This is a genomic window from Streptomyces sp. NPDC045701 (assembly GCF_056432045.1).
The window spans coordinates 1-23260 of sequence record NZ_JBWKJV010000002.1; the positions used below are offsets into that span (position 1 = coordinate 1).

Here is a 23260-nt window from a genome sequence, read left to right on the forward strand (position 1 = left end):
GAGAGGCCATCGGCTATGGCGCTCTCCAGCACTGCAAAGCGGCCCATCCACCAGATTCGGCAGACCGCTGACGACTCACGGGACGTCAACCACTGGTTCAGTTTCCTTGCACCCATTCCGTCTTCGCTTGCGGGCACGAACCGTCTGGTGGTGTCGGTCCGCCCCTACGTTGTCGAGGCTGCTTCCAGCCTCACCCCCAACCCGGGGCTCAGCCTGCCTCCAGCTTCAACCGGTCCCTGCGAGGACCGGCGGCGGGCCTCTCATCCCGCGAGATCCATCAGCGCCTCGTGGCGCACAGCCGACCTCGTCCACGACGAGCACCTCGTACGCGTCCAGCCGGGCCAGCTCCTTGCGCAGCCGGCCCGCCGCCTTGGCGTCCGCGAGCCGTGTGCCCCACTCGGCGGCGGTGGCGAACAGCACCCGGTGGCCGGCCTGGCAGGCGCGTACGCCCAGAGCGACCGCCAGGTGCGTCTTGCCGGTACCGGGGCCGCCGAGCAGCACCACGTTCGCCCTCCTCGTGACGAAGTCGGCCTTGCCCAGCCGGGCGATCACCTGCGGCTCGGGCGCCCTGAGGTGTCCCTCGTCGAACGTTTCCAGCACCTTGCGCGCCGGGAACCCGGCGGCCTCGATCCGCTGCTCCGCACCCGTGTCCGCCGCCGCTTCCTTCCGCATCTCCGGCTCCCTGTCGCGCTGCGCCGGGACGACCACCGCCGTGGGTTCCTCCTTCACGGGGTGCGCCTTGGCCTCGTGCGCCGCCATGGGGCCGGACATGTACGCGAGGATGGCCGCCGAGGCGATGAACGCCATGTGGATGACCGTCCCCCACAGCAGGTCGTGCCGGGGCGTGTGGTGCACGTCGACGAACATCTGCAACAGGTGCACCGAGGAGATCCCCACGATGGCGGTCGCCAGCTTGACCTTCAGCACGTTGGAGTTCACGTGCGACAGCCACTCGGGCTGGTCCCGGTGCCCCTGGAGCCCGATGCGCGAGACGAAGGTCTCGTACCCCCCGACGATCACCATGATCAGCAGATTGGCGATCATCACCACGTCGACGAGCTTGAGGACGGCGAGCATGACGTGCGTCTCGTCCGCGTGACCGCTGATGACGTGGTGGACGAGGTGCCAGAGCTCGTTGAAGAACTTGTAGACGTACACCCCCTGCGCCGCCACCAGGCCGAAGTACAGCGGCGCTTGGAGCCAGCGGGTCGCGAAGAGGGCACACCCCAGGGTGGTCATGTTCGACGGGGGCGAGGCGGAGCGGGACACAAAACCTCCAAGGCGGGGAGGTTCGTCATTCTTGTGCGCCATCACCGACAATCTGAATTCGCGCCACCCTTTGGGATGATTAGGAATTCAGTAGCACAATCCCCCACCGCGATTCGGCCCGCCACCGGTCACGTGACACTCAGGCACGGCTCCCGGCCCGTCCATGCCGGCGTCACCGTCTCCGTGCTGCCGCCGCTGGGGCCGAAGGGGTTGGCGGAGACCGCCGCGCCGTTGTCCGGCGGCGCCCGGGTGGCGGGCACCGGCCGGCTCGCCCGGGAGGTGCGTGTCGGTGCAGCGGTGGCCTCGCTCGGGGTGCGTCGCGCTGTGGCCGCGCGCCGCTCGCCCACCCGCTGACCCGGCCTTCGAATTTCATTCGACAGATTGGCGTTCACGGGGTTGTCAGAGGTGTCGCCGGACTCCTACAGTCGCAGACTATCCGATGATTTGGGAGCGCTCCCATCAAAGGATGGGAGCGCTCCCGGTACTCGCACAGCACCCCTGTCGGCTCCGAAGCCCTCGGAGAGAGGCCCTCGCATGCGATCGCCACGGCACCTCGTCCGCACCGTCCGCCCCCCGTTCCGCACGCCGCTCACCACGGACACTTCGAACGACGGGGTCAAGCGGGTGAACCCGATGCGCCGTGCGAACCACACGGTGCCGGAGGCACGCACCAGTCCGACCGGCACGACGCCGGACGCGCCGCTCGCCGTGCACTGGATCCACGACCAGTTCTCCATGAACACACGCGAGCCCCACCCGGCCGTGCCGGTCGACGGCCATGGCGACCCCGACCGTACGACACCACCGGACCGGCCGCGCCGACGGGACCGAGGACCATCGCGAGGACCGGGGTCAGCCTTTCGCCGCCCTGGACCGCGGCCACGCGTGCGTCACGGGCCATGACGTCCACCGCCGTGGTACCGAAGACGACTTCGCGCCGTTCATCGGCACCGGCGGCGCGCCTGCCGTGCACGCCTCGTGCGACCGCGCCGCCGTCGGCTGCGCCCATGTCGCACCGCGTCCGGCGCCGCTGAGCGCCGCGGTCACAAATGCCCGAATTGAGCAGCGTCGCCACCGGGAAGCCGGTGACCTCCGGCCGCGGACGCGCACGTCCGACCGGTCCGCCTTCGACGAGGCCGGCGACTACAGCCGCGACACCGCCCCCTCCTCCGCCGCCTCAAGGGTCCCCGTCCACCCGGGCGGCGACCTGGCGTTAGCACCTCACCCGACCGACCTGCCCGGCGACCGCCGAGGAGAAAGACACAGCCCCACCTCTCACAGGAGACATCATGACCGGAAGCAAGAGACGATCACTGTCCTTACTGGCGGTGCTGGCCGCCCTGCACAGCGGGCTGGGCCTGGCCCTGATCGGCCAGAACAGCGCCCAGGCGCACGGCGTGACGATGACGCCCGGATCGCGGACCTACCTCTGCTACCTGGACGCCAAGACCAGCACCGGCGGGCTCGACCCGACGAACCCGGCGTGCAAGGCGGCACTCGCGGAGAGCGGCTCGACCGCGCTGTACAACTGGTTCGCCGTGCTCGACTCCAACGCGGGCGGCCGCGGCCCGGGCTACGTCCCGGACGGCAAGCTGTGCAGCGCCGGCGACCGCTCCCCGTACAACTTCACCGGCTACAACGCCGCCCGCGCCGACTGGCCCCGGACGCACCTCACCTCCGGGGCGACGATCAGGATCAAGCACAGCAACTGGGCGGCGCACCCGGGTGACTTCCGGGTGTACGTCTCCAAGCCCGGCTACTCGCCCACCAAGCCGCTGGGCTGGGGCGACCTGGAGCTGATCCAGACGGTCACCAACCCGCCGCAGTCGGGTTCGGTGGGGTCCGAGGGAGGTCACTACTACTGGGACCTCAAGCTGCCCTCGGGCCGCTCCGGGGACGCGATGATGTTCATCCAGTGGGTACGGTCGGACAGCCAGGAGAACTTCTTCTCCTGCTCCGACATCGCCTTCGACGGCGGCAACGGCGAGGTGACCGGCATGCGCGGCTCGGGGAGCACTCCCTCCCCGACGCCGACCCCGACCCCGACCCCGACGCCGACCCCCACGCCGACCCCGTCCGACCCGCACAGCGGGTGCATGGCCCTCTACAAGGTGACGAACTACTGGAACGGCGGCTTCCAGGGTTCCGTCGAGGTGATGAACCACCACCGCGCGTGACGGCTGGGCCGTGCGCTGGCAGCCGGGCGCCGGCACCAAGATCAACCAGGTCTGGAACGGCACCCTCGGCACCGGCTCCGACGGCACGGTCACGGTCAAGAACGTCGACCACAACCGCACCATCCCGCCGGACGGCACCGTGACGTTCGGCTTCACCGCCACCTCGACCGGGAACAACCTGCCGGTCGGCTCGGTCACCTGCGTCAATCCATGACACCGCGGCGGCGGCCTTCGCCCCCGCGGCAGTCGCGCGACGCGCGGTCCGCGAACGCGGGATCACCTCCCAGCCGCCGTCGTCCCCTCTCCCCGCCACACAAGGCGACATCCCCTCACGGAAAGAAGGAGCTGATGGATCGTCACTTACGTGCCCGCACGACGCGACGTCGTCTGACGCTCGTCCTCAGCACACTCGTCGCGGTGCTGCTCGGTCTCATCCCTTGGAGCGGGACCGCCGTAGCCCATGGATCGGTCGTGGATCCGGCGTCGCGCAACTACGGCTGCTGGCTGCGCTGGGGCAGCGACTTCCAGAACCCGGCCATGGCACAGCAGGACCCCATGTGCTGGCAGGCGTGGCAGGCCAACCCCAACGCCATGTGGAACTGGAACGGTCTGTACCGCAACGGCTCCGGCGGCAACTTCCAGGCAGCCGTCCCGGACGGGCAGCTGTGCAGCGGCGGCCGGACCGAAGGAGGTCGCTACAACTCGATGGACGCCGTGGGCCCCTGGAAGACCACGAATGTGGGCGCCAACTTCACCGTCAAGCTGTACGACCAGGCCAGTCACGGGGCGGACTACTTCCTGGTCTACGTCACCCGGCAAGGCTTCGACCCCACCACTCAACCGCTGCGCTGGAGCGACCTCCAGCTCGTGGCCCGCACCGGCAGGTACGCGCCCGGTCAGAACTACTCGATCCCCGTCAGTACGTCCGGTCACAGCGGTCGTCACGTCGTCTACACGATCTGGCAGGCCTCGCACATGGACCAGACGTATTTCCTCTGCAGCGATGTGAACTTCGGCTGACCCCGCCGCCCCTCAACGGCGGAGTCGCCGGTTCCGGCCAGTGGGCAGGCCGTCGGGTGATCCCGGCGGCCTGTCCGCGGAGCGGGGCGTCCCAAGACGCGCGCGGCCTGCCGGACGAGGCGCCGCGTCGTCTGCGGCGCACAGGGAGCGGCCGCCCGCCGGCCCGGTGCCAACGGGACGAAGCCCCGTCGCGCTCGTCGTCGGCAGGGGCGCCGCCCGTGCAAGTGCCACCGCCGTGCAAGCCTCCTCACCCCTGGAGCCGACATGTCACGACGCCGCTGGACCGGACAGCTCCTGCTGACCGCCCTCCTGCTGACCGCCCTCACTCTGTTGCCCGTCGCCGCAGCCCCGTCCTTCGCGGCAACCGCCCCGACGACAGCGGATGCTGTGCCACCCCGGCCGGGAGCGGCGCAGGGCACTCCACTCGTACCCCTGCCGTCGCTCCGTGCGACCACCGCTCAGGTCGCCTCCGGGCTGAAACGGCCCACCGTCCTCGTCGCCCCCGACGACGGCACGGGCCGGCTGTTCATCACGGAGAAGCCCGGCACCGTCCGCGTCTACCACCCGGACACCGGCCTGGACGGGACTCCGCTCATCGACATCTCCTCGGCGGTGGACGAATCGGGCAACGAGCGCGGCCTGCTCGGCATCGCGCTCCCGCCCGACTTCGCCGACAGCCAGGACCTGTACCTGGCGTACACGGCACTGCCCGACGGCGCGGTCACTCTCGCTCGCTACCGGCTCGACGAGTCCCGACTGGAGGTCCTGCTCTCCCAGGACCACGCCGAGTACAGCAATCACAACGGCGGCCAGCTCGCCTTCGGCCTCGACGGCAACCTGTACTGGAGCATCGGCGACGGCGGAGGCTCCGCGGACCCCCTGCGTGCCGGGCAGCGGCTGGACACCCTGTTGGGCAAGATCGTGCGCGTCGACGTGAGTCGCGCCTGCGGCTCGCTCGCTTACTGCGTCCCCGGTGACAACCCCTTCGTCGACACCCCCGGCGCCCGCGCCGAGATCTGGCTGTACGGACTGCGCAACCCGTGGCGATTCTCCTTCGACCGCGCCGACGGCTCCATGTGGATCGGCGACGTCGGGCAGGGCCGGTGGGAGGAGATAAACCACCTCGCCCCCGGGCAGGGCGGGCTGAACCTCGGCTGGTCCTGCTACGAGGGGCTGGAGAAGTTCACCGGCGGCCACTGCGATCCCGGCGAGAGGTACACCGGACCGGTCTTCACCTACTCCCCGTACACCGGCGGCTGCTCGGTCATCGGCGGCCATGTCTACCGGGGCCAGAAGTACACCGCCCTGGTCGGCGGCACGTACATCGCCACCGATTACTGCTCGTCCACGGTCTGGGCGCTGCGCCCCGACGGCAGGGGCGGCTACGAGCAGGCCGAGATCGGCGAGATGCCCACCCAGGTGACGTCGATCGGCACGACCGCCGAGGGCGAGTTCTACGTGGTGAACGACCTGCCCGGCGGCCTGCACCGCGTGTCGTTCACACGAGAGGAACCCACCTGCCGTGTGGACCGCACCGTGAGGACGTGGGGCACGGGCATGACGGTCGACCTCACCGTCACCAACACCGGCGACACCCCGGTGAACGGCTGGACGCTCAACTTCGCGCTGGCTCTCGGGCAGACCGTCGTCTCCGACTGGAACACCGATCTGACCCAGGGGAGCAACACGATCGCGGCGGCCAACGCTTCGCACAACACCACGATCGCCCCCGGCGCACGTGTCACCCTCGGATACCTCGCCCATCACACCGGCGACTCGTCATCGCCGACGCGGTTCACGCTCAACGGAGACGCCTGCGCCGTCGGCCGCTGAGCCGTCGGCACGCCCGTGGGCGAACCGGAACGCTTGACGGCCGGGAGCGCCCCCACGGGCCGGGCCGCCCGTTCCCCAGGGCGCGCCCGGCCCCTCGCGACGCCTGCCGGAGAACGGGCGTACCGGGGCCGGCTCGGCCTCCCCCTCCGTCACCGATGCTCCGGGGGTGGTCTCCACGGGCGCGGAGTGTCAGCGACGTCGAGGCGTTTGACCGGCGCACGGTCGGGATCCAGTGGCGCGGCGGAGGGGGCACGGGCACCCTGCTGATGGTGTCCGAAGGCGGCGCCTGGCGGGTCGCTCCGACGGCCGCGGAGGTGCGTCCGTACGCTCAGGGGCCGACGGCGGCCCTCGCCGGACTGCGCCGTGGCGGCGAATGCGCCGCGCGGTGATCGCCGGCGCCGGCCACGGGGCAGTCCGTTCCCCGGTCCAGGAAGGGCCGCCGAGCCCTCGGCGCACCGCGATGCGCGTCCGGCGTTCCGTGCGCCAAACGACGTCTCAGGCCGAGCCCCGCCGCACCAGCCCCGTGCGCGGGACGACGTGGCGCCAGGCGGCGCCCGGGTCGTCGGTCCCCTTGAGGAGCAGCCGGACCAGGGTGCGGCCCCTCTCCTCCACCGGCTGGTGGGCGCTGGTGAGCTGGGGATCGGTGTGCCGGGCGAGGAGGGAGTCGTCGAACCCGACGACGGCCACGCCCTCCGGCACTCGCCGGCCCGCCGCGCGCAGCGTGCGCGGCGCGCCCGCGGCCATCGTGTCCGACGCCGCGAACACCGCATGGAGGTCGGGATGGCGCCGGAGAAGCTCGGCGGCCGCACGGGGCCCGCTCCCCCCGGAGAAGTCGCCTTCGGCGATCCAGGACTCGTCCAGGTCACCGAAGGCCGCTTCCCGGTACCTCACGGAGCCGACGTTGAGCGACGTACTTCTCCAGCGGCCCGGTGATCGTGGCGATCGCCCGCCGCCCGGACGCCACGAGGTGGGTCCGGATACCGGAGAGAGGCGATCGCGAACCGGGCGGCCCGGCTCTCTCCGCTGCGAAATCCGTTCGACGTCTTGACGGAGTCTCGCGCGCCCCCGAGATTGGGAGCGCTCCCATTCCTGTTCGAACGAAGCATCCCCGTGCCTCCCGGTCACCGAGCAGCTCTCGATCACCGCTCAGCGCCCCCGGTCACCGAGCGCTCTTCCCTACCCTCTTAAGGACCCCCGCGTGCCACGACACCAGTCCCCCGACGCCCGCAGCTCCCGTCCCTCCCCCGGACCGCGCCGAGCCGGCCGGCCCGGAGGCGCCGGTGCGCTCCTGGGCAGCATGACCACCGCCTGGCTGCTGGCCGCCGCTCTCGTGGTGCCCGCCGCGGCGGACGAACCCGCCGCCGAAGGTCCCGAACTCATCGTCAACGGGGACTTCTCCGCGGGCACCGCCCCCTGGTGGTCGACCGCCAACAGCCCCGTCACCGTCGTGGACGGACGCCTGTGCGCCGAGGTTCCCGCAGGCACCGAGAACGCCTGGGACGCCATCGTCGGGCAGAACGGACTCGGCCTCACCGCCGGGGAGGGGTACACCCTCAGTTACACGGCGACGTCCACCGTGCCGATCACCATCCGCACCAACGTGCAGATGCCGACCGACCCGTGGACTGCGGAACTGGCCGCCACCCACCGGATCGACGAGACCGCCACGCGTGTCACCTCGAACTTCACGGCCGGAGCCGACCACGACGCCGCGCAACTCGTCTTCCAGATCGGCGGCAGCGCGCAGGCCCTCAGCTTCTGTCTCGACGACGTCTCCCTGATCGGCGGGACCGCACCACCGCCCTACGAGCCGGACACCGGTTCCCCCGTCCGCGTCAATCAGGTCGGCTACCTCACGGACGGTCCCAAGAGCGGCACCTTCGTCACCGAGGAGACCACCCCGCTGCCCTGGACCCTCAACGCGGCCGACGGAACGCGTCGCGCCGGCGGCACCACCGTTCCGGCGGGTGTGGACGCCGGCTCGCGGCAGAACACCCACACGTTCGACTTCAGCGCCGTGACCACCCCGGGTGAGGACTACACCGTCACGGTCGCGGGCGAGAAGAGCGAGCCGTTCGCCATCGGCGACGACCTCTACGCGGCCCTGCGCACCGACGCGCTCGCGTACTTCTACCACAACCGCAGCGGCATCGGGATCGACGCCGACATCGTGGGGGAGGAGTACGCCCGCCCCGCCGGCCACGTCAACGTGAGCCCCAACCAGGGCGACAACGACGTGCCGTGCCAACCGGGGGTGTGCGACTACCGCCTCGACGCGGCGGGCGGCTGGTACGACGCCGGCGACCACGGCAAGTACGTCGTCAACGGAGGCATCTCCGTCGCCCAGCTGATGTCGACGTTCGAGCGGACCCTGTACGAGGAGAACGCCGACGCCGGACCTCTCGGCGACGGTCGGCTCCGGTTGCCCGAGCACGGTAACGCCATTCCCGACATCCTCGACGAGGCCCGCTGGGAGATGGACTTCCTGATGCGGATGCAGGTTCCCGCCGGGCAGCCGCTGGCCGGCATGGCCCACCACAAGCTGCACGACCAGGCGTGGACGGGACTGCCCACCCGGCCGGACCGCGACCCGCAGCCCAGAGAACTGCACCCCCCGACCACCGCGGCCACCCTCAACCTGGCGGCCACCGCTGCCCAGTGCGCCCGGCTCTTCCAGGTCTACGACGCGGACTTCGCCGACGAGTGCCGCGTGGCCGCGCGGACCGCGTGGGCGGCCGCCAAGGCCCACCCCGGCATACTCGCCGACCCGAACGACGGCACGGGCGGCGGCGCCTACCCCGACGACGACGTGCGGGACGAGTTCTACTGGGCCGCGGCGGAGCTCTTCCTGACCACCGGCGAGGACGACTTCCGCCAGGCGGTCCTCCGCTCCCCGCTGCACGGTGACACCGATGCGGTCTTCCCACGCGGCGGCATGGCCTGGGGATCGGTCGCGGGACTCGGTGCCCTCAACCTCGCGAGTGTGCCGAACAAGCTCACCGCCGACCAGCTCCAGGCGGTGCGGAGCATGGTGACGGAGGCCGCCGACGGTTACGCGGCCGACTCCGCCGAGGCCGCGTACGGTCTTCCCTACGCACCCGGCGACGGACACTACGTGTGGGGCTCGAACAGCCAGGTCGCCAACAACATGGTCGTCCTGGGCTCGGCGCACGACCTCACCGGCAAGACCGTCTACCGTGACGCCGTCCTGCGCGGTCTCGACTACCTGCTCGGCCGCAACCCCCTGAACCAGTCGTACGTCACCGGATACGGCGAGCGGGACTCGCGCAACCAGCACCACCGGTTCTGGGCGGACCAACTCGACCCCACCCTGCCCAATCCGGCGCCCGGCTCCCTGGCCGGCGGTCCGAACGACGCCATCCAGGACCCTGTCGCCCAGGCCAAGCTGAAGGGCTGTGCGCCGGCGATGTGCTACATCGACGACATCGAGTCCTGGTCCACGAACGAGATCACCATCAACTGGAACGCCCCGCTCGCCTGGGTGGCCTCCTACGTGGACGACCTGGGTAGCGGCCGGACCCGGACAGCGCAGTGCGAGGTCACCTACGCGTCGCACCGCTGGAGCGGCGGCTTCACCACCCAGGTCGTGGTGAAGAACACCGGCGCCCAGGCCGTCAAGGACTGGAAACTGGACTGGACCTTCGCCGACCGGCAGCGGGTGTCCGACCCTTGGGGGGCGGACATCGAGCAGAGCGGCCCGCGGATCAGCGCCCAGGCGCTGAGCTGGAACGCCACCCTTCCGGCCGGCGGAAACGTCCGTTTCGGCTTCAACGGGGCGTCGACCGGACTCGTGAACGACCCCCGGGTCTTCAGGCTGCACGACCGGCCCTGTGCGGTGGCGCCGCCGCGATGAGCGGTGGCTCCTGACGCCAACCGAACGAGGCCGGTCCCGTCGTCCGTAGGCGGGACCGGCCCCGCCCCACGCGTCCACCCGATCCTTCAAGCCCTACGGGCCCGGTGCCCTTCATGCCACAGGTCACAGATGGCCTTGTCCGGAGCCTGGCGCCTTGTCCGGACCGCCAATAAGGACCTGTGGGGAATACGGAGCTTCCGGATCGGGCCGTTTCCGACCAGCCAAGCCGCCGCTGGGCCCGGCGGCGCCACTTACCGGGCGCACCGTCCCTTCCCGGTCCGCCCCCGGGGGTTCCTCGGGTCCGCACAGCGTCCCCGACGAGAACGCGTCGGACCTCTGCGGCGCCCTCGTACTCCGCCCCGGAGCTTCTCCGCGGGTCGGCAGCCATACGGCTGCCGAGGACATGACAGACACCGCAGTCCTGAGCAGCGGATTCACTCCGTCGGAGCGGATTTCGTAACCCGGACCTGGGAAGAATCGTTTCCCCAGGCCGGGGCGCGGCAAGGTGGGGCGGGTGGGACTCGAACCCACGGCCGACGGATTATGAGTCCGCTGCTCTAACCGGCTGAGCTACCGCCCCTTACGGCGCGTCGCGCACATTTGTGCGCGCCGTCTGCCGCAGCATAGCCGCTCATACGATCTCCTGCTCCGGATGGTCGGCAACGCACGCCCATGAGGACTCCGCCGCGCCCCGCGCGGTTCCCGCCCCGGCGGAATCAGCGCGGAATCGGGCGAAAAAGAAGGAGAGGGCCACAAGGGCCCTCTCCTGTCACCGCTCCCCCGACTGGACTCGAACCAGTAACCCTCCGGTTAACAGCCGAATGCTCTGCCAATTGAGCTACAGGGGATCGCGCTCCCCCGACTGGACTCGAACCAGTAACCTGCCGGTTAACAGCCGGCTGCTCTGCCAATTGAGCTACAGGGGATTGCTGCGTTGCACCGAACGTACCTACCCGGGGCGTCCCGGGCGGCGCTCGCTCGCTGCGACACATACATTAGCGCAAGCAGGGGGGTGCTCCGCCAATCGGTTCCCCGGGGTGATCTGCCGCCCTGACGGGTAGGCGGCCAGCACCGACGCCTACGGAAGGGTGGCAGCCATGCGGTACAAGCTCACGTTCGTCGTTGGACTGGCCTTGGGCTACGTCCTCGGCACACGTGCCGGGCGCGAACGCTACGAACAGCTGCGGAAGTCCGCCGCTGAGTTCTCGCAGAATCCGGCGGTGCGCAACGCGGCCGAAACGGCCGCGCAGACCGGCAGGGAGGTGGCCGGGAAGGCGCTGCACACCGTGAGCGACAAGGTCGGGGACCGGATGCCCGAGTCGGTCGCCCAGCGGGTGCGCTCGCTGAAGGAGCGCAGCCAGGCCAACGGCCAGGACGAGTGGGGGACCACCAACACCTAGGGTGCGGCAGAATCTATCCCCATGGGGATAGTCGCCGGGTTGGACAGTTCGTCGGGTTTCACGCGCATCGTCGTCTGCGACACGGAAACGGGTGCGGTGCTGCGGCAGGGCTACGCGCCGCACCCCGTCGAGCCGAAGGCGACCGAGGTCGACCCGCAGGCGTGGCTGCTTTCGCTGGGCGAGGCCGCGTCGGGCGGGTTGCTCGAAGGCGTCCAGGCGATCGGGGTCTCCGCGCAGCAGCACGGACTCGTGCCGCTCGACCGGCAGGGCGCCCTGGTGCGGCCCGCTCTGGTGGGCAATGACAAGCGGGCACAGGTGGCCGCCGCGGACCTCGTCGAGGCCCTCGGCGGCCGCCAGGCATGGGCCGAGGCCGTGGGCTCCGTACCGCAGGCGGCGCAGCCGGTGGCGAAGCTGCGGTGGCTGGCGCGGACGGAGCCGGAGGCGGCGGCGCGGGTCGCGATGGTGATGCAGCCGCACGACTGGCTGGTGTGGCAGCTGCTGGGCAGGCCGGTGCGGCGGACGACCGACCGGGGCGCGGCGTCGGGCACGGGTTACTGGTCCGCCGGCACGGGCGCGTACCGCCCGGACCTGGTGGAGCTGGCGCTCGGGCACCAGGCCGCGCTGCCGGAGGTACTGGGGCCCGCCGAGGCCGCCGGGATGACCCCGGAGGGGCTGCTGATCTCGGCCGGGACCGGCGAGACGATGGCGGCCGCGCTCGGGCTGGGACTCGGGCTCGGGGACGCGGTGGTGTCGCTCGGGGCGTCCGGCTCGGTCATGGCGGTGCACCACGAGGCGTCGGCCGACCCGCGGGGGATGATCACGGCGTTCGCGGACGCGGCGGGGATGCACCTGCCGGTCGTGCACACGTCGAACGCGGTACGGGCGCTGCGCGGTACCGCCGAGATGCTGGGTCTCGGCGGGGGCCTGGAGGAGTTGTCGGCGCTGGCGCTGAAGTCGACGCCGGGCGCCTCCGGGCTCGTCCTGCTGCCGTACCTGGAGGGTGAGCGCACCCCGCAGCTGCCGCACACGGCCGGGACGCTGAGCGGGTTGCGGCGCGAGTCGATGAAGCCCGAGCACCTGGCGCGGGCGGCGTTCGAAGGCATGCTGTGCTCGCTGGCCGACGCGATGGACGTGCTGCGCGGGCGGGGCGTGGAGGTGCGGCGGATCTTCCTGCTGGGGGCGGCCGCCGAGCTGCCCGCGGTGCAGGCGGCGGCGCCGGCGATCTTCGGGGCGCAGGTGGTCGTACCCCAACCGGCCGATTACGCGGCGCTGGGCGCGGCGCGGCAGGCGGCGTGGGCGCTGGGGGTGTCGCAGGGCGTGCTGTCGCCGCAGGCTCCGCCGGCCTGGCAGGGGGCGGCGGCCCAGGTATTCGAGCCGGGCGAGGACCTGGCGGTCGGCCGGGCGGTGCGTCAGCAGTACGGCGCCACACGCGAGCAGCTGCACCCGGGGGCTTTCTCCGTCTGACGGCGGGGGCGGCTCCGGGGGCAAAGGACAGGGAAACCGAGTCGTCAGACCGAGCATGCCCGGCGATAGTTGAACCGTGCTCAGACAACTTCTCCGGATTCACCTGGGGCCGTACAAGCGGCCCATAGCCCTGTTGGTGGCGCTGCAGCTGTTGCAGACGTGCGCCACCCTCTACCTGCCGACGCTGAACGCGGACATCATCGACAACGGTGTCGTCCTGGGGGACACCGGTTACATCCTGACCTTCGGCGCGCTGATGATCGCGGTGTCGGTGGTCCAGGTGGTCTGCAACATCGGCGCGGTCTACTTCGGGGCGCGTACGGCGGCGGCGCTCGGGCGGGACGTGCGGGCGGCGGTCTTCGACCGGGTGCAGTCGTTCTCGGCGCGGGAGGTCGGGCACTTCGGGGCGCCCTCGCTGATCACGCGGACGACCAATGACGTCCAGCAGGTGCAGATGCTGGTGCTGATGGCGTTCACGCTGATGGTGTCGGCGCCGATCATGTGTGTGGGCGGCATCGTCATGGCGCTCGGGCAGGACGTGCCGCTGTCCGGGGTCCTGCTCGCGGTGGTGCCGGTGCTGGGCGTCGCCGTGTCGCTGATCGTGCGCAGGATGCGGCCGCTGTTCCGGACGATGCAGGAGCGGCTGGACACGGTGAACCGGGTGCTGCGCGAGCAGATCACCGGCAACCGGGTGATCCGGGCGTTCGTGAAGGACGCCTACGAGCGGAAGCGGTTCGAGCGCGCCAACACCGGGCTGACCGAGATGTCGATGTCGACCGGCCGGCTGATGGCGCTGATGTTCCCCACGGTGATGACGGTGGTGAACCTCTCCAGCGTCGCCGTGGTCTGGTTCGGCGCGCACCGCATCGACGGCGGCGGGATGGAGATCGGGGCGCTGACGGCGTTCCTGGCCTACCTGATGCAGATCGTGATGGCCGTGATGATGGCCACGTTCATGTTCATGATGGTGCCGCGCGCCGAGGTGTGCGCCGAGCGCATCGAGGAGGTGCTGCGTACGGAGTCCAGCGTGATCCCGCCGGTGGCGCCGGTGCGGAAGCTGCTGCGGCGCGGGCACCTGGAGGTGCGGGGCGCGGACTTCCGTTATCCGGGTGCCGAGGAGCCGGTGCTGCGCGGGGTGGACCTGGTGGCCCGGCCGGGTGAGACGACGGCGATCATCGGTTCGACCGGCAGCGGCAAGTCGACGCTGCTGGGTCTGGTGCCGCGGCTGTTCGACGTCACCGGCGGCGAGGTGCTGGTCGACGGCGTGGACGTGCGGGAGCTGGATCCCGTGCTGATGGCGAAGACGGTGGGCCTGGTGCCGCAGAAGCCGTACCTGTTCTCCGGGACGGTGGCCACGAACCTGCGGTACGGCAATCCCGGCGCGACCGACGAGGAGCTCTGGCACGCGCTGGAGGTGGCGCAGGCCGCCGACTTCGTACGGGACCTGGAGGGTGGCCTGGAGGCGCCGGTCTCCCAGGGCGGGACGAACGTGTCGGGCGGGCAGCGGCAGCGCCTGGCGATCGCGCGGACGCTGGTGCAGCGGCCGGAGATCTACCTGTTCGACGACTCGTTCTCCGCGCTGGACTACACGACGGACGCCCTGCTGCGGGCGGCGCTGGCGGCGGAGACGGCCGAGGCGACGGTGGTGATCGTGGCCCAGCGGGTGTCGACGATCCGGGACGCCGACCGGATCGTGGTCCTGGACGAGGGCCGGGTCGTGGGGACGGGGCGCCATCCCGAGCTGATGGCGGGCAATGAGACGTACCGGGAGATCGTGCTCTCCCAGCTGACCGAGGCGGAGGCTGCCTGATGGCGGGGCCGGCGGGACGGATGATGGCGGGGGCCGGGGGCCCCGACCAGCGGTCGATGGACTTCAAGGGATCCGGGAAACGGCTGCTGCGGCACCTGAGGCCGGAGAAGGCCACGCTGTGGCTGATGCTGGCGGCCGGGGTGCTGAGCGTGGCGCTGTCGGTGGTCGGACCGATGATCCTGGGCCGGGCGACCGACCTGATCTTCGCGGGCGTGGTCGGGCGGCGGACCCCGGACGGGCTCACCAAGGAGCAGGCCCTGGCCGGGTTGCGGGCCGACGGGAGCGACGGGCTCGCGGACATGCTGTCGGGGGTCGACTTCCGCCCGGGGCAGGGCATCGACTTCGGCGCGGTCGGCGACGTGCTGATGGTCGTCCTGGTGGTGTACCTGGCGGCAGGGCTGCTGATGCTGGTGTCGACGCGCATGTCGATCCGGGTGATCAACCGGACCGTGTACCGGCTGCGGGAGGACGTGCAGGCCAAGCTGGAGCGGCTGCCGCTGGCGTACTTCGACCGGGCGAAGCGCGGGGAGGTGCTGAGCCGGGCGACGAACGACATCGACAACATCTCGCAGACCATGCAGCAGACGATGGGCCAGTTGATCAACTCGGCGCTGACCATCGTCGGTGTGCTGGTGATGATGTTCTGGATCTCGCCGCTGCTGGCGCTGGTCGCGCTGGTGACGGTGCCGCTGTCGGTGGTCGTGGCGACGAGGGTGGGCAAGCGGTCGCAGCCGCACTTCGTGCAGCAGTGGAAGTCGACGGGCCGGCTGAACGCGCACGTCGAGGAGATGTACACCGGGCACGCGCTGGTGAAGGTGTTCGGGCGGCAGGACGAGTCGGCGGCCGACTTCCGCGAACAGAACGAGGCGCTGTACGAAGCGGGGTTCAAGGCGCAGTTCAACAGCGGGATCATGCAGCCGCTGATGTTCTTCATCTCGAACCTGAACTACGTCCTGGTCGCGGTGGTGGGCGGGCTGCGCGTCGCGTCCGGGACGCTGTCCATCGGTGACGTGCAGGCGTTCATCCAGTACTCGCGGCAGTTCTCGATGCCGCTGACGCAGGTGGCGTCGATGGCGAACCTGGTGCAGTCCGGGGTCGCGTCCGCGGAGCGGATCTTCGAGCTGCTGGACGCGGAGGAGCAGGAGCCGGACGCCCCGCGTCCCACCGGGCGGCCGGCGGAACCGGCGGTGTCGGAGGGCCGGGTGTCGCTGGAGAAGGTGTCGTTCCGCTACGACCCGGACCGGCCGCTGATCGAGGACCTGTCCCTGTCGGTGGAGCCCGGCCAGACGGTCGCGATCGTCGGGCCGACGGGCGCGGGCAAGACCACGCTCGTCAACCTGCTGATGCGGTTCTACGAGGTGACCGGCGGCCGTGTCCTGCTGGACGGGGTCGACGCGACGGAGCTGACGCGGGACGAGCTGCGGTCCCGCATCGGGATGGTGCTCCAGGACACCTGGCTGTTCGGCGGCACGATCGCCGACAACATCGCCTACGGCGCGCCGGAGTCGCGCGGGGTGACCCGCGAGGAGATCGAGGAGGCGGCCAGGGCCGCGCACGCCGACCGGTTCATCCGGACGCTGCCGGACGGGTACGACACCGTCATCGACGACGAGGGCGCGGGCGTCAGCGCGGGTGAGAAGCAGCTGATCACCATCGCGCGGGCGTTCCTGTCGGACCCGGTGATCCTGGTGCTGGACGAGGCGACCAGCTCCGTCGACACCCGGACCGAGGTGCTCATCCAGAAGGCGATGGCCCGCCTGGCGCACGGGCGGACGAGTTTCGTCATCGCCCACCGGCTGTCGACGATCCGGGACGCGGACGTGATCCTGGTGATGGAGAACGGGGCGATCGTCGAACAGGGCACGCACGAGGAGCTGCTCGCGGCGGAGGGCGCCTACGCCCGCCTGTACGCGGCGCAGTTCGCCCAGGCGGTGGCGGAGGTCGACTGACGGGCCGCCGGCCGGGCGCGCGGGGGCGCGGCGCTGCGGCCGGTGCGGTGCCGTGGCCGGTGCGGTGCCGGGTGCCGGGGACGGCGCCGGGTGCCGGGGACGGCGCCGGGCCCGCGGCGGCAGGGCGTACCGGCGCACGCCGGGGGTGAGCGGCGGCCCGGCCCTCGTCCCACCCCGACGGGCGGCCGCATCGCGCGGGTGCGCGGCCGGTGCGGCGGCTGCGGGCGCCTGGCCGACGGGCGGGCGCGGCCGCGGCGGCTGCGGGGCGTAGCGGCGTACGACGGGCGCGCGGCGGGTCCGGCCCTGCGTCTCCGCGCGGACGGGCGGCAGGCGGCGCCGGGGCGGGGTGGTCAGTCCAGGTAGCCCCGGAGCTGGTCGGCGAAAGCGTGGTCGCGCAGTTTGCCGAGGGTCTTGGACTCGATCTGGCGGATGCGTTCGCGGGTCACGCCGAAGATGCGTCCGATCTCCTCCAGGGTCCGGGGCCGGCCGTCGGCCAGCCCGTAGCGGAGCTGGACGACCTTGCGTTCCCGTTCGCCGAGGGTGGACAGGACGGCGTCCAGGTGCTCGCGCAGCAGGAGGAACGCCGCCGACTCGACGGGGGACGCGGCGTCGCCGTCCTCGATGAGGTCGCCGAGCGCGACGTCGTCCTCCTCACCGACCGGGGCGTGCAGGGAGACCGGTTCCTGGGCGAGGCGCAGCACCTCGCCGACGCGTTCGGGCGCCAGGTCCAGGTGGGCGGCGACCTCGGCGTGGGTGGGTTCGCAGCCGCGTTCCTGGAGCATGCGGCGCTGGACCCGTACGACCCGGTTGATGAGTTCGACGACGTGGACCGGGACGCGGATGGTACGGGCCTGGTCGGCGAGGGCGCGGGACATGGCCTGCCGTATCCACCAGGTGGCGTACGTCGAGAACTTGTAGCCGCGCGCGTAGTCGAACTTCTCGACCGCCCGGATCAGACCCAGGTTGCCCTCCTGGACGAGGTCGAGCATGGTCAGGCCCCGGCCGACGTACCGCTTGGCCACGGAGACGACGAGCCGCAGGTTGGCCTCTATCAGGCGGCGCTTGGCCATCCGGCCCATGACGACCAGCCGGTCGAGGTCCAGGGCCAGCTGGGAGTCCAGGTCGGGGGTGCCGGCGAGTTTCTCCTCGGCGAAGAGTCCCGCTTCGACGCGGCGGGCCAGTTCGACCTCCTCGGCGGCGGTGAGCAGAGGTATGCGGCCGATCTCCCGGAGGTACTGGCGGAAGAGGTCGGAGGACGGGCCGCCGCCGGCCGCCTCGGCGGCGGCACGGCTCCGGGGGGCGGGCGCCTGCTCGGGTTCGTCCGGATCCGGTACGGCGTCGGGGAGGGTCTCCGGGTGGTGGGCCGGGATGCCCTGTACGGGGACGGCGATGGCCGTGGCCGTGGCCGGGTCGATGTCGGTCAGGGTCCGGGTCTGCACGAGGGCGACCTCCAGGGTGATCGCTGCCGGTTCGGGGGCGTGCGGCAGCGGGACGGCGGCGGCCGTGCCGCTGTTCTCCGTCCCGTACGCGATGAGCGGATCCGCGGGGGTGAGGGGCACACCGTCGGTGGGCCGGCCGCGCTCCGAGGACTCAGGCACCGCCCCCAGTGTGGGGTACGACACATCACCGCCAGTAGGGGCGTGCCAACACTTTTTGCGACCGGCCGGTGACAGGGCGCGGTGGCCCGGAGGTCACGGGGGACATGGCGGTGCTGCGCGAGGGCGACCGGACGACGTGGACGGTGCACCGGACGCTGCGCGAGGCGTACGCGATCAACCTGTAGGGGCCGTCGCCGTCCCCGGGCTACAGCGCGGCGGCGCCGTGGTTGCGGAGTGACTGGGCGTACTGCTGGAGGACCCACAGCTCGTTCTGCACGGCGGCCAGGTGGTCGGCGTCGCCGTACGTGGCGAGGCGGGCGAGGGAGCCCTGCACGTCGTGGATCCGGCGGTCGACCGCGCGCAGGCGCACCTGGACGAGCTGGTCGCCCGCGTACGTCTCGTCGACGGTACGTCCGTGGATGACCTCCACGGCCAGCTCCGTGACGAGCGCGCGGACGGTGTCGTCGGGCGCGGCGTCCCTGACGCGCGCCAGGTATCCGGCGGTGTCGCCGATGCCCTGTTCGGCGCCGCCCGCCTCCGCGATGGTGCGGCGGACCGCGGCGTACGGCGGGGCGGTGAACTCGTCGGCGCCGTACGCGTCGAAGGCGGGCGAGACGAGGGCGGGGTGCTGGAGCGCCAGCTTCAGCAGCTCCCGCTCGGTGCGGTGGGCCGGGCTGCGCAGGTTGAGCGCCGGGCCCGAGGGGGCGGCGGGGGCCCGCGTCGCGGACGGGGCGGCCGTGGGGCGGGCGGCAGGGGCGGGGCCCCGGCCGCCGCGGTCCCTGGCCCAGCGGGCGAACTGGGCGACGCGCTTGACGACGAACTGGGTGTCGAGGATGCCGAGCATGCCCGCGAGCTGTACGGCGACCTCGTGCTGCGAGGCGGTGTTCTTGATCCGGGCGACGACCGGCGCGGCCTCGTCGAGGGCGGCGGCGCGGCCCGCCGGGGTCTCCAGGTCGTACCGGCCCACGATCTGACGCAGCGCGAACTCGAAGAGCGGGGTGCGGGGCTCGACGAGGTCGGCGACCGCCTCGTCGCCCTTGGCGAGGCGCAGGTCGCAGGGGTCCATGCCGTCCGGGGCGATGGCGATGTACGTCTCGGCGGCGAACTTCTGGTCGTCCTCGAAGGCCCGCAGCGCGGCCTTCTGGCCGGCGGCGTCGCCGTCGAAGGTGAAGATGACGCGCGCCGAGCCGTTGTCCATCAGCAGCCGGCGGAGGATCTTGATGTGGTCGCCGCCGAAGGCGGTGCCGCAGGTGGCGATGGCGGTGGTGACGCCGGCGAGGTGGCAGGCCATGACGTCGGTGTAGCCCTCGACGACGACGGCCCGGCTGGACTTGGCGATGTCCTTCTTGGCCAGGTCGATGCCGTACAGGACCTGCGACTTCTTGTAGATCGGCGTCTCGGGTGTGTTGAGGTACTTGGGCCCGTTGTCGTCGTCGCGGAGCTTGCGCGCGCCGAACCCGACGACGTCCCCGCCGACGTCCCGGATGGGCCACATCAGGCGGCCGCGGAACCGGTCGATGGGGTTGCGGCGGGATTCCTGGGAGAGCCCGGAGAGGAGCAGCTCCTTGTCGGTGAAGCCCTTGCCGCGCAGGTAGCGGGTGAGGTGGTCCCAGCCGGCCGGGCTGTAGCCGACGCCGAAGTGCTGGGCGGCGGCCTGGTCGAAGCCGCGCTCGGCGAGGAACTTCCGCCCGATCTCGGCCTCGGCGCTGTCGAGTTGCTCGACGTAGAACTGGGCGGCGGCCTTGTGGGCCTCGATCAGCCGGATCCGCTCGCCGCGCTGGTGGCCGGGGTTGTACCCGCCCTCCTCGTAGCGCAGGGTGATGCCCGCCTTGGCGGCGAGGCGCTCGACCGTCTCCGAGAAGGAGAGGTGGTCGATCTTCATCACGAAGGCGATGGTGTCCCCGCCCTCCTGGCAGCCGAAGCAGTGGAAGAGACCCTTGCTGGGGCTGACCTGGAACGAGGGGGACTTCTCGTCGTGGAAGGGGCACAGCCCCTTGAGGTTGCCGCCGCCGGCGCCGCGCAGCTGGAGGTACTCGGACACGACGGCGTCGATCGGGACCGCGTCCCGTACCGCCTTCACGTCGTCATCGTTGATCCTGCCGCCTGCCACCCCTGAATCTTACGGGGGTGACGGCGGCCCGTCCGGCGGGATGCGGGTGCTACGGCCGGGGCAGGACGGTGGTGAGCGGCGTCGCCGGGTCGGCGAGGGCCTCGGTGTCCACGGGCGCACCGGACCGGACCAGCGCCTGGATGGCGGGTGTGACGTCCCACACATTCACGTTCATCCCGGCCAGCACCCTGCGGTCCTTCAGCCAGAAGGCGATGAACTCGCGCCTGCCGACGTCGCCGCGGAGCACCACCTGGTCGTAGGTGCCGGGCGGGGCCCAGCCGCTGTACTCCATGCCGAGGTCGTACTGGTCGGAGAAGAAGTACGGGACCTGGCCGGGGCCGGTGTCCCGGCCGAGCATGGCGCGGGCGGCGGCGGCGCCGCCGCTCCGGGCGTTGGCCCAGTGCTCGACCCGCAGCCGGGTGTGGAGGAGGGGGTGCTCGGCGGCGGCCACGTCCCCGGCGGCGTGGATGTCCGGGTCGGAGGTCCGCAGCGACGCGTCGACGGCGATGCCGCCGCCGTGGGCGCGGTCGACGAGGGCGAGGCCGGCGTTCTCGGCGAGGGTGGTGCACGGGGTGGCGCCGACGGCGACCAGGACGGCGTGGGCGGGGTGCTCGTCGCCGTCGTCGGTGCGGGCGGCCAGCACCATGCCGTCCTGGCCGACGATCTCGGTGAGGTGGGTGCCGAACCGGAAGCGGACGCCGTGCCCGGCGTGCAGGTCGGCGAAGAGCTGGCCCAGCTCGGGGCCGATGACCTGGTGGAGGGGGGTGGGGGCGGGTTCGACGACGGTGACCTCGGCGCCGTACGCCCGCGCGGCGGCGGCGACCTCCAGGCCGATCCAGCCGGCTCCGGCGATGACCAGGTGGCCGTTGTCGCGGCCGAGGGCGGCGAGGGTCCCCTGGAGGAGGTCGGCGTGGACGAGCCGCCGCAGGTGGTGGACGCCGGCGAGGTCGATGCCGGGGACGTCGAGGCGGCGCGGTTCGGAACCGGTGGCCAGCAGCAGCTTGTCGTAGCGGATGGTGGTGCCGTCGCCGAGGCGGACCGTCCGGGCGGCGCGGTCGACGGCGGTGACCGGCTGGCCGAGGTGGAGCTCGACGTCGTTCTCCGCGTACCAGGCGGACTCGTGGACGAAGGCGCGCTCGCGCGGGTCCTTGCCGGTGAGGTAGCCCTTGGACAGCGGCGGGCGCTCGTAGGGCGGGTCGGCCTCGTCGCCGATGAGGATCACCCGGCCGTTGAACCCTTCGGCGCGGAGTGTCTCCGCCGCCTTCACCCCGGCCAGTCCCCCACCGACGATGACGAAGGTCTGATCTGCGTCGACCACTTGTTACCTCCTGGTGGTTCCGGGAATGTCACGCTACGCCGTCGGCATCCAGCAGCGTCCCGTACGGAGCGTGAGGGTGGAAGAGGACGTCGGGCGTCACCTTCACCGGCGGCCGGTCAGGCGGGCGTGGAGGGTGCGGGCGGAGGCGTCGGTGAAGGAGGCGATCTGGTCGACGATGATCCGCTTGCGGGCCCGGTCGTCGGGCGCCGTGTCGAACAGGGCGCGGAACTGGGGGTCCAGGCCCTCGGGCGCGCGGGCGGTCAGCGCCTCGGCCAGCTCGGCGAGCACGATCCGCTGGTCGGCCCGGAGCGCCTCCTGTTCGGCGCGCTGCATCACGTACCGGTCGGCCACCGCCTTGAGCACCGCGCACTCGTTGCGGGTCTCGCGCGGTACGACCAGTTCGGCGGCGTACCGGGTGAGGCGGCCCGCGCCGTACGCCTGGCGGGTGGCGGACTCGGCGGCCAGGCAGAAACGGCCGATGAGCTGGCTGGTGGCGTCCTTGAGGCGGGCCTGGGCGGTGGCGCTGCCGTCGTAGCCGTGCGGCCACCACTCCTGTTCCATCAGCCGGTCGAGGGCGTCGGCGAGCTCCTGCGGGTCGGTGCCGGCCGGGACGTAACGCCCGATGGCGACGCGCCAGATGTCGGCGCGTTCGGGTTCGGCGTGGAGGAGGTTGGGGTCGACGTGCCCGGCGTGCAGTCCGTCCTCGAAGTCGTGGACCGAGTAGGCGACGTCGTCGGACCAGTCCATGACCTGCGCCTCGAAGCAGCGGCCGTGCTCGGGCGCGCCCTGCCGTACCCAGGCGAAGACCGGGAGGTCGTCCTCGTAGACGCCGAACTTGGTCGAGTCGGGGTCGGCTGGGTGGGCGCCGCGCGGCCAGGGGTACTTGGTGGCGGCGTCGAGGGTGGCGCGGGTGAGGTTGAGGCCGACGCTGACGACCTCGCCGGTGGTGTCGTCGTGGAGGAACCGCTTGGGTTCGATGCGGGTGAGCAGGCGCAGCGACTGGGCGTTGCCCTCGAAGCCGCCGCAGTCCTTGGCGAAGTCGTTGAGCGCCTGTTCGCCGTTGTGCCCGAAGGGCGGGTGGCCCATGTCGTGGGAGAGGCAGGCGGCCTCGACGAGGTCGGGGTCGCAGCCCAGGGCGGCGCCCAGCTCGCGGCCCACCTGGGCGCATTCCAGGGAGTGGGTGAGCCGGGTGCGCGGGCTCGCGTCCCAGGCGTGGCTGCGGGAGCCGGGGGTGACGACCTGGGTCTTGCCGGCCAGTCGCCGCAGCGCGCTGGAGTGCAGCACGCGTGCGCGGTCCCGCTGGAACGCGGTGCGGCCGGGCCGCTTGTCGGGCTCGGCGGCCCAGCGTTCGGTGGCCGTCCCGTCGTACGTGCCGTCAGTGCCGTCAGTGCCGTACATGCCGTTCATGCACTGAAGGTAACCGCAGGGGCTGACGGTG

14 protein-coding genes, 3 tRNA genes and 2 pseudogenes are annotated in these 23260 nt (G+C 71.7%); 10 read left to right on the plus strand and 9 right to left on the minus strand.

What is annotated here, in order from left to right; translation table 11 throughout:
• Positions 1-225: 225 nt before the first annotated feature.
• A complete protein-coding gene (locus tag AC07DW_RS02265) occupies positions 226-1269 on the minus strand; it encodes a TIGR00645 family protein (protein WP_478855726.1) in 1044 nt (347 codons plus the stop codon).
• A 132-nt stretch (positions 1270-1401) separates the two neighbouring features.
• On the opposite strand from AC07DW_RS02265, the gene AC07DW_RS02270 reads away from it, so the two are divergent.
• The 4 genes and pseudogenes from AC07DW_RS02270 (at position 1402) to AC07DW_RS02285 (ending at position 6299) form a co-directional block, all read left to right on the plus strand.
• A complete protein-coding gene (locus AC07DW_RS02270) occupies positions 1402-1623 on the plus strand; it encodes a hypothetical protein (protein WP_478855727.1) in 222 nt (73 codons plus the stop codon).
• A gap of 935 nt (positions 1624-2558) precedes the next feature.
• Positions 2559-3660 (plus strand): annotated as a pseudogene (locus tag AC07DW_RS02275) (lytic polysaccharide monooxygenase auxiliary activity family 9 protein).
• A 134-nt stretch (positions 3661-3794) separates the two neighbouring features.
• Positions 3795-4466, plus strand: coding sequence for a lytic polysaccharide monooxygenase auxiliary activity family 9 protein (locus tag AC07DW_RS02280; RefSeq protein WP_478855728.1), 672 nt, complete (start codon positions 3795-3797; stop codon positions 4464-4466).
• A gap of 264 nt (positions 4467-4730) precedes the next feature.
• Entirely contained in the window at positions 4731-6299 is a 1569-nt protein-coding gene (locus AC07DW_RS02285; RefSeq protein WP_478855729.1) for a PQQ-dependent sugar dehydrogenase, read from the plus strand.
• A gap of 495 nt (positions 6300-6794) precedes the next feature.
• Here AC07DW_RS02285 and AC07DW_RS02290 read toward each other — a convergent pair whose 3' ends face one another.
• A complete protein-coding gene (locus tag AC07DW_RS02290) occupies positions 6795-7190 on the minus strand; it encodes a substrate-binding domain-containing protein (RefSeq protein WP_478855730.1) in 396 nt (131 codons plus the stop codon).
• 406 nt (positions 7191-7596) lie between these two features.
• On the opposite strand from AC07DW_RS02290, the gene AC07DW_RS02295 reads away from it, so the two are divergent.
• Complete coding sequence (locus AC07DW_RS02295) at positions 7597-10173, plus strand: glycoside hydrolase family 9 protein (RefSeq protein WP_478856042.1); 2577 nt, start codon at positions 7597-7599, stop codon at positions 10171-10173.
• A 506-nt stretch (positions 10174-10679) separates the two neighbouring features.
• Here the strand turns inward: AC07DW_RS02295 and AC07DW_RS02300 are convergent.
• From AC07DW_RS02300 to AC07DW_RS02310, 3 genes are all read right to left on the minus strand, one after another.
• Positions 10680-10753, minus strand: a tRNA-Ile gene (locus tag AC07DW_RS02300).
• 195 nt (positions 10754-10948) lie between these two features.
• Positions 10949-11021 (minus strand) — tRNA-Asn (locus AC07DW_RS02305).
• Positions 11022-11026: 5 nt separating this feature from the next.
• Positions 11027-11099 (minus strand) — tRNA-Asn (locus AC07DW_RS02310).
• Between the two features lie 171 nt (positions 11100-11270).
• Between AC07DW_RS02310 and AC07DW_RS02315 the strand changes: the two genes are divergently transcribed.
• From AC07DW_RS02315 to AC07DW_RS02330, 4 genes are all read left to right on the plus strand, one after another.
• The gene (locus tag AC07DW_RS02315; protein WP_478855731.1) at positions 11271-11573 is read left to right on the plus strand and encodes a YtxH domain-containing protein; all 303 of its coding nucleotides are present in this window, start codon (positions 11271-11273) and stop codon (positions 11571-11573) included.
• 21 nt (positions 11574-11594) lie between these two features.
• Positions 11595-13037 carry an FGGY family carbohydrate kinase gene (locus AC07DW_RS02320; RefSeq protein ID WP_478855732.1) on the plus strand — a complete coding sequence of 481 codons (1443 nt, stop codon included), beginning with the start codon at positions 11595-11597 and terminating at the stop codon, positions 13035-13037.
• 76 nt (positions 13038-13113) lie between these two features.
• Positions 13114-14847: an ABC transporter ATP-binding protein gene (locus AC07DW_RS02325; RefSeq protein ID WP_478855733.1), complete on the plus strand. Its 1734-nt coding sequence runs from the start codon at positions 13114-13116 to the stop codon at positions 14845-14847.
• Entirely contained in the window at positions 14847-16796 is a 1950-nt protein-coding gene (locus tag AC07DW_RS02330) for an ABC transporter ATP-binding protein (protein WP_478855734.1), read from the plus strand. The genes AC07DW_RS02325 and AC07DW_RS02330 overlap by 1 nt, the downstream gene beginning before the upstream one ends.
• A gap of 350 nt (positions 16797-17146) precedes the next feature.
• On the opposite strand, the gene AC07DW_RS02335 is transcribed toward AC07DW_RS02330, so the two are convergent.
• Positions 17147-18394, minus strand: a complete 1248-nt coding sequence (locus AC07DW_RS02335) for an RNA polymerase sigma factor (protein ID WP_478855735.1) — start codon at positions 18392-18394, stop codon at positions 17147-17149.
• Positions 18395-18474: 80 nt separating this feature from the next.
• On the opposite strand from AC07DW_RS02335, the pseudogene AC07DW_RS02340 reads away from it, so the two are divergent.
• Positions 18475-18579, plus strand: a pseudogene (locus AC07DW_RS02340) (cupin domain-containing protein); the annotation flags it as partial.
• Between the two features lie 20 nt (positions 18580-18599).
• Here AC07DW_RS02340 and dnaG read toward each other — a convergent pair.
• The 3 genes from dnaG to AC07DW_RS02355 all read right to left on the minus strand — a co-directional run bounded on the left by dnaG (position 18600) and on the right by AC07DW_RS02355 (position 23229).
• Complete coding sequence (gene dnaG, locus AC07DW_RS02345; RefSeq protein ID WP_478855736.1) at positions 18600-20504, minus strand: DNA primase; 1905 nt, start codon at positions 20502-20504, stop codon at positions 18600-18602.
• Between the two features lie 49 nt (positions 20505-20553).
• Positions 20554-21822, minus strand: a complete 1269-nt coding sequence (locus tag AC07DW_RS02350; RefSeq protein ID WP_478855737.1) for an NAD(P)/FAD-dependent oxidoreductase — start codon at positions 21820-21822, stop codon at positions 20554-20556.
• A gap of 102 nt (positions 21823-21924) precedes the next feature.
• A complete protein-coding gene (locus AC07DW_RS02355) occupies positions 21925-23229 on the minus strand; it encodes a deoxyguanosinetriphosphate triphosphohydrolase (RefSeq protein ID WP_478855738.1) in 1305 nt (434 codons plus the stop codon).
• Positions 23230-23260 lie beyond the last annotated feature (31 nt).

Coding starts and splice junctions, on each gene's coding strand:
- AC07DW_RS02280 (WP_478855728.1), top strand. CDS start 3,795: ATGGATCGTCACTTACGTGCCCGCACGACGCGACGTCGTCTGACGCTC.
- AC07DW_RS02320 (WP_478855732.1), top strand. CDS start 11,595: ATGGGGATAGTCGCCGGGTTGGACAGTTCGTCGGGTTTCACGCGCATC.
- AC07DW_RS02315 (WP_478855731.1), top strand. CDS start 11,271: ATGCGGTACAAGCTCACGTTCGTCGTTGGACTGGCCTTGGGCTACGTC.
- AC07DW_RS02355 (WP_478855738.1), bottom strand. CDS start 23,229: ATGAACGGCATGTACGGCACTGACGGCACTGACGGCACGTACGACGGG.
- AC07DW_RS02295 (WP_478856042.1), top strand. CDS start 7,597: ATGACCACCGCCTGGCTGCTGGCCGCCGCTCTCGTGGTGCCCGCCGCG.
- AC07DW_RS02285 (WP_478855729.1), top strand. CDS start 4,731: ATGTCACGACGCCGCTGGACCGGACAGCTCCTGCTGACCGCCCTCCTG.
- AC07DW_RS02330 (WP_478855734.1), top strand. CDS start 14,847: ATGGCGGGGCCGGCGGGACGGATGATGGCGGGGGCCGGGGGCCCCGAC.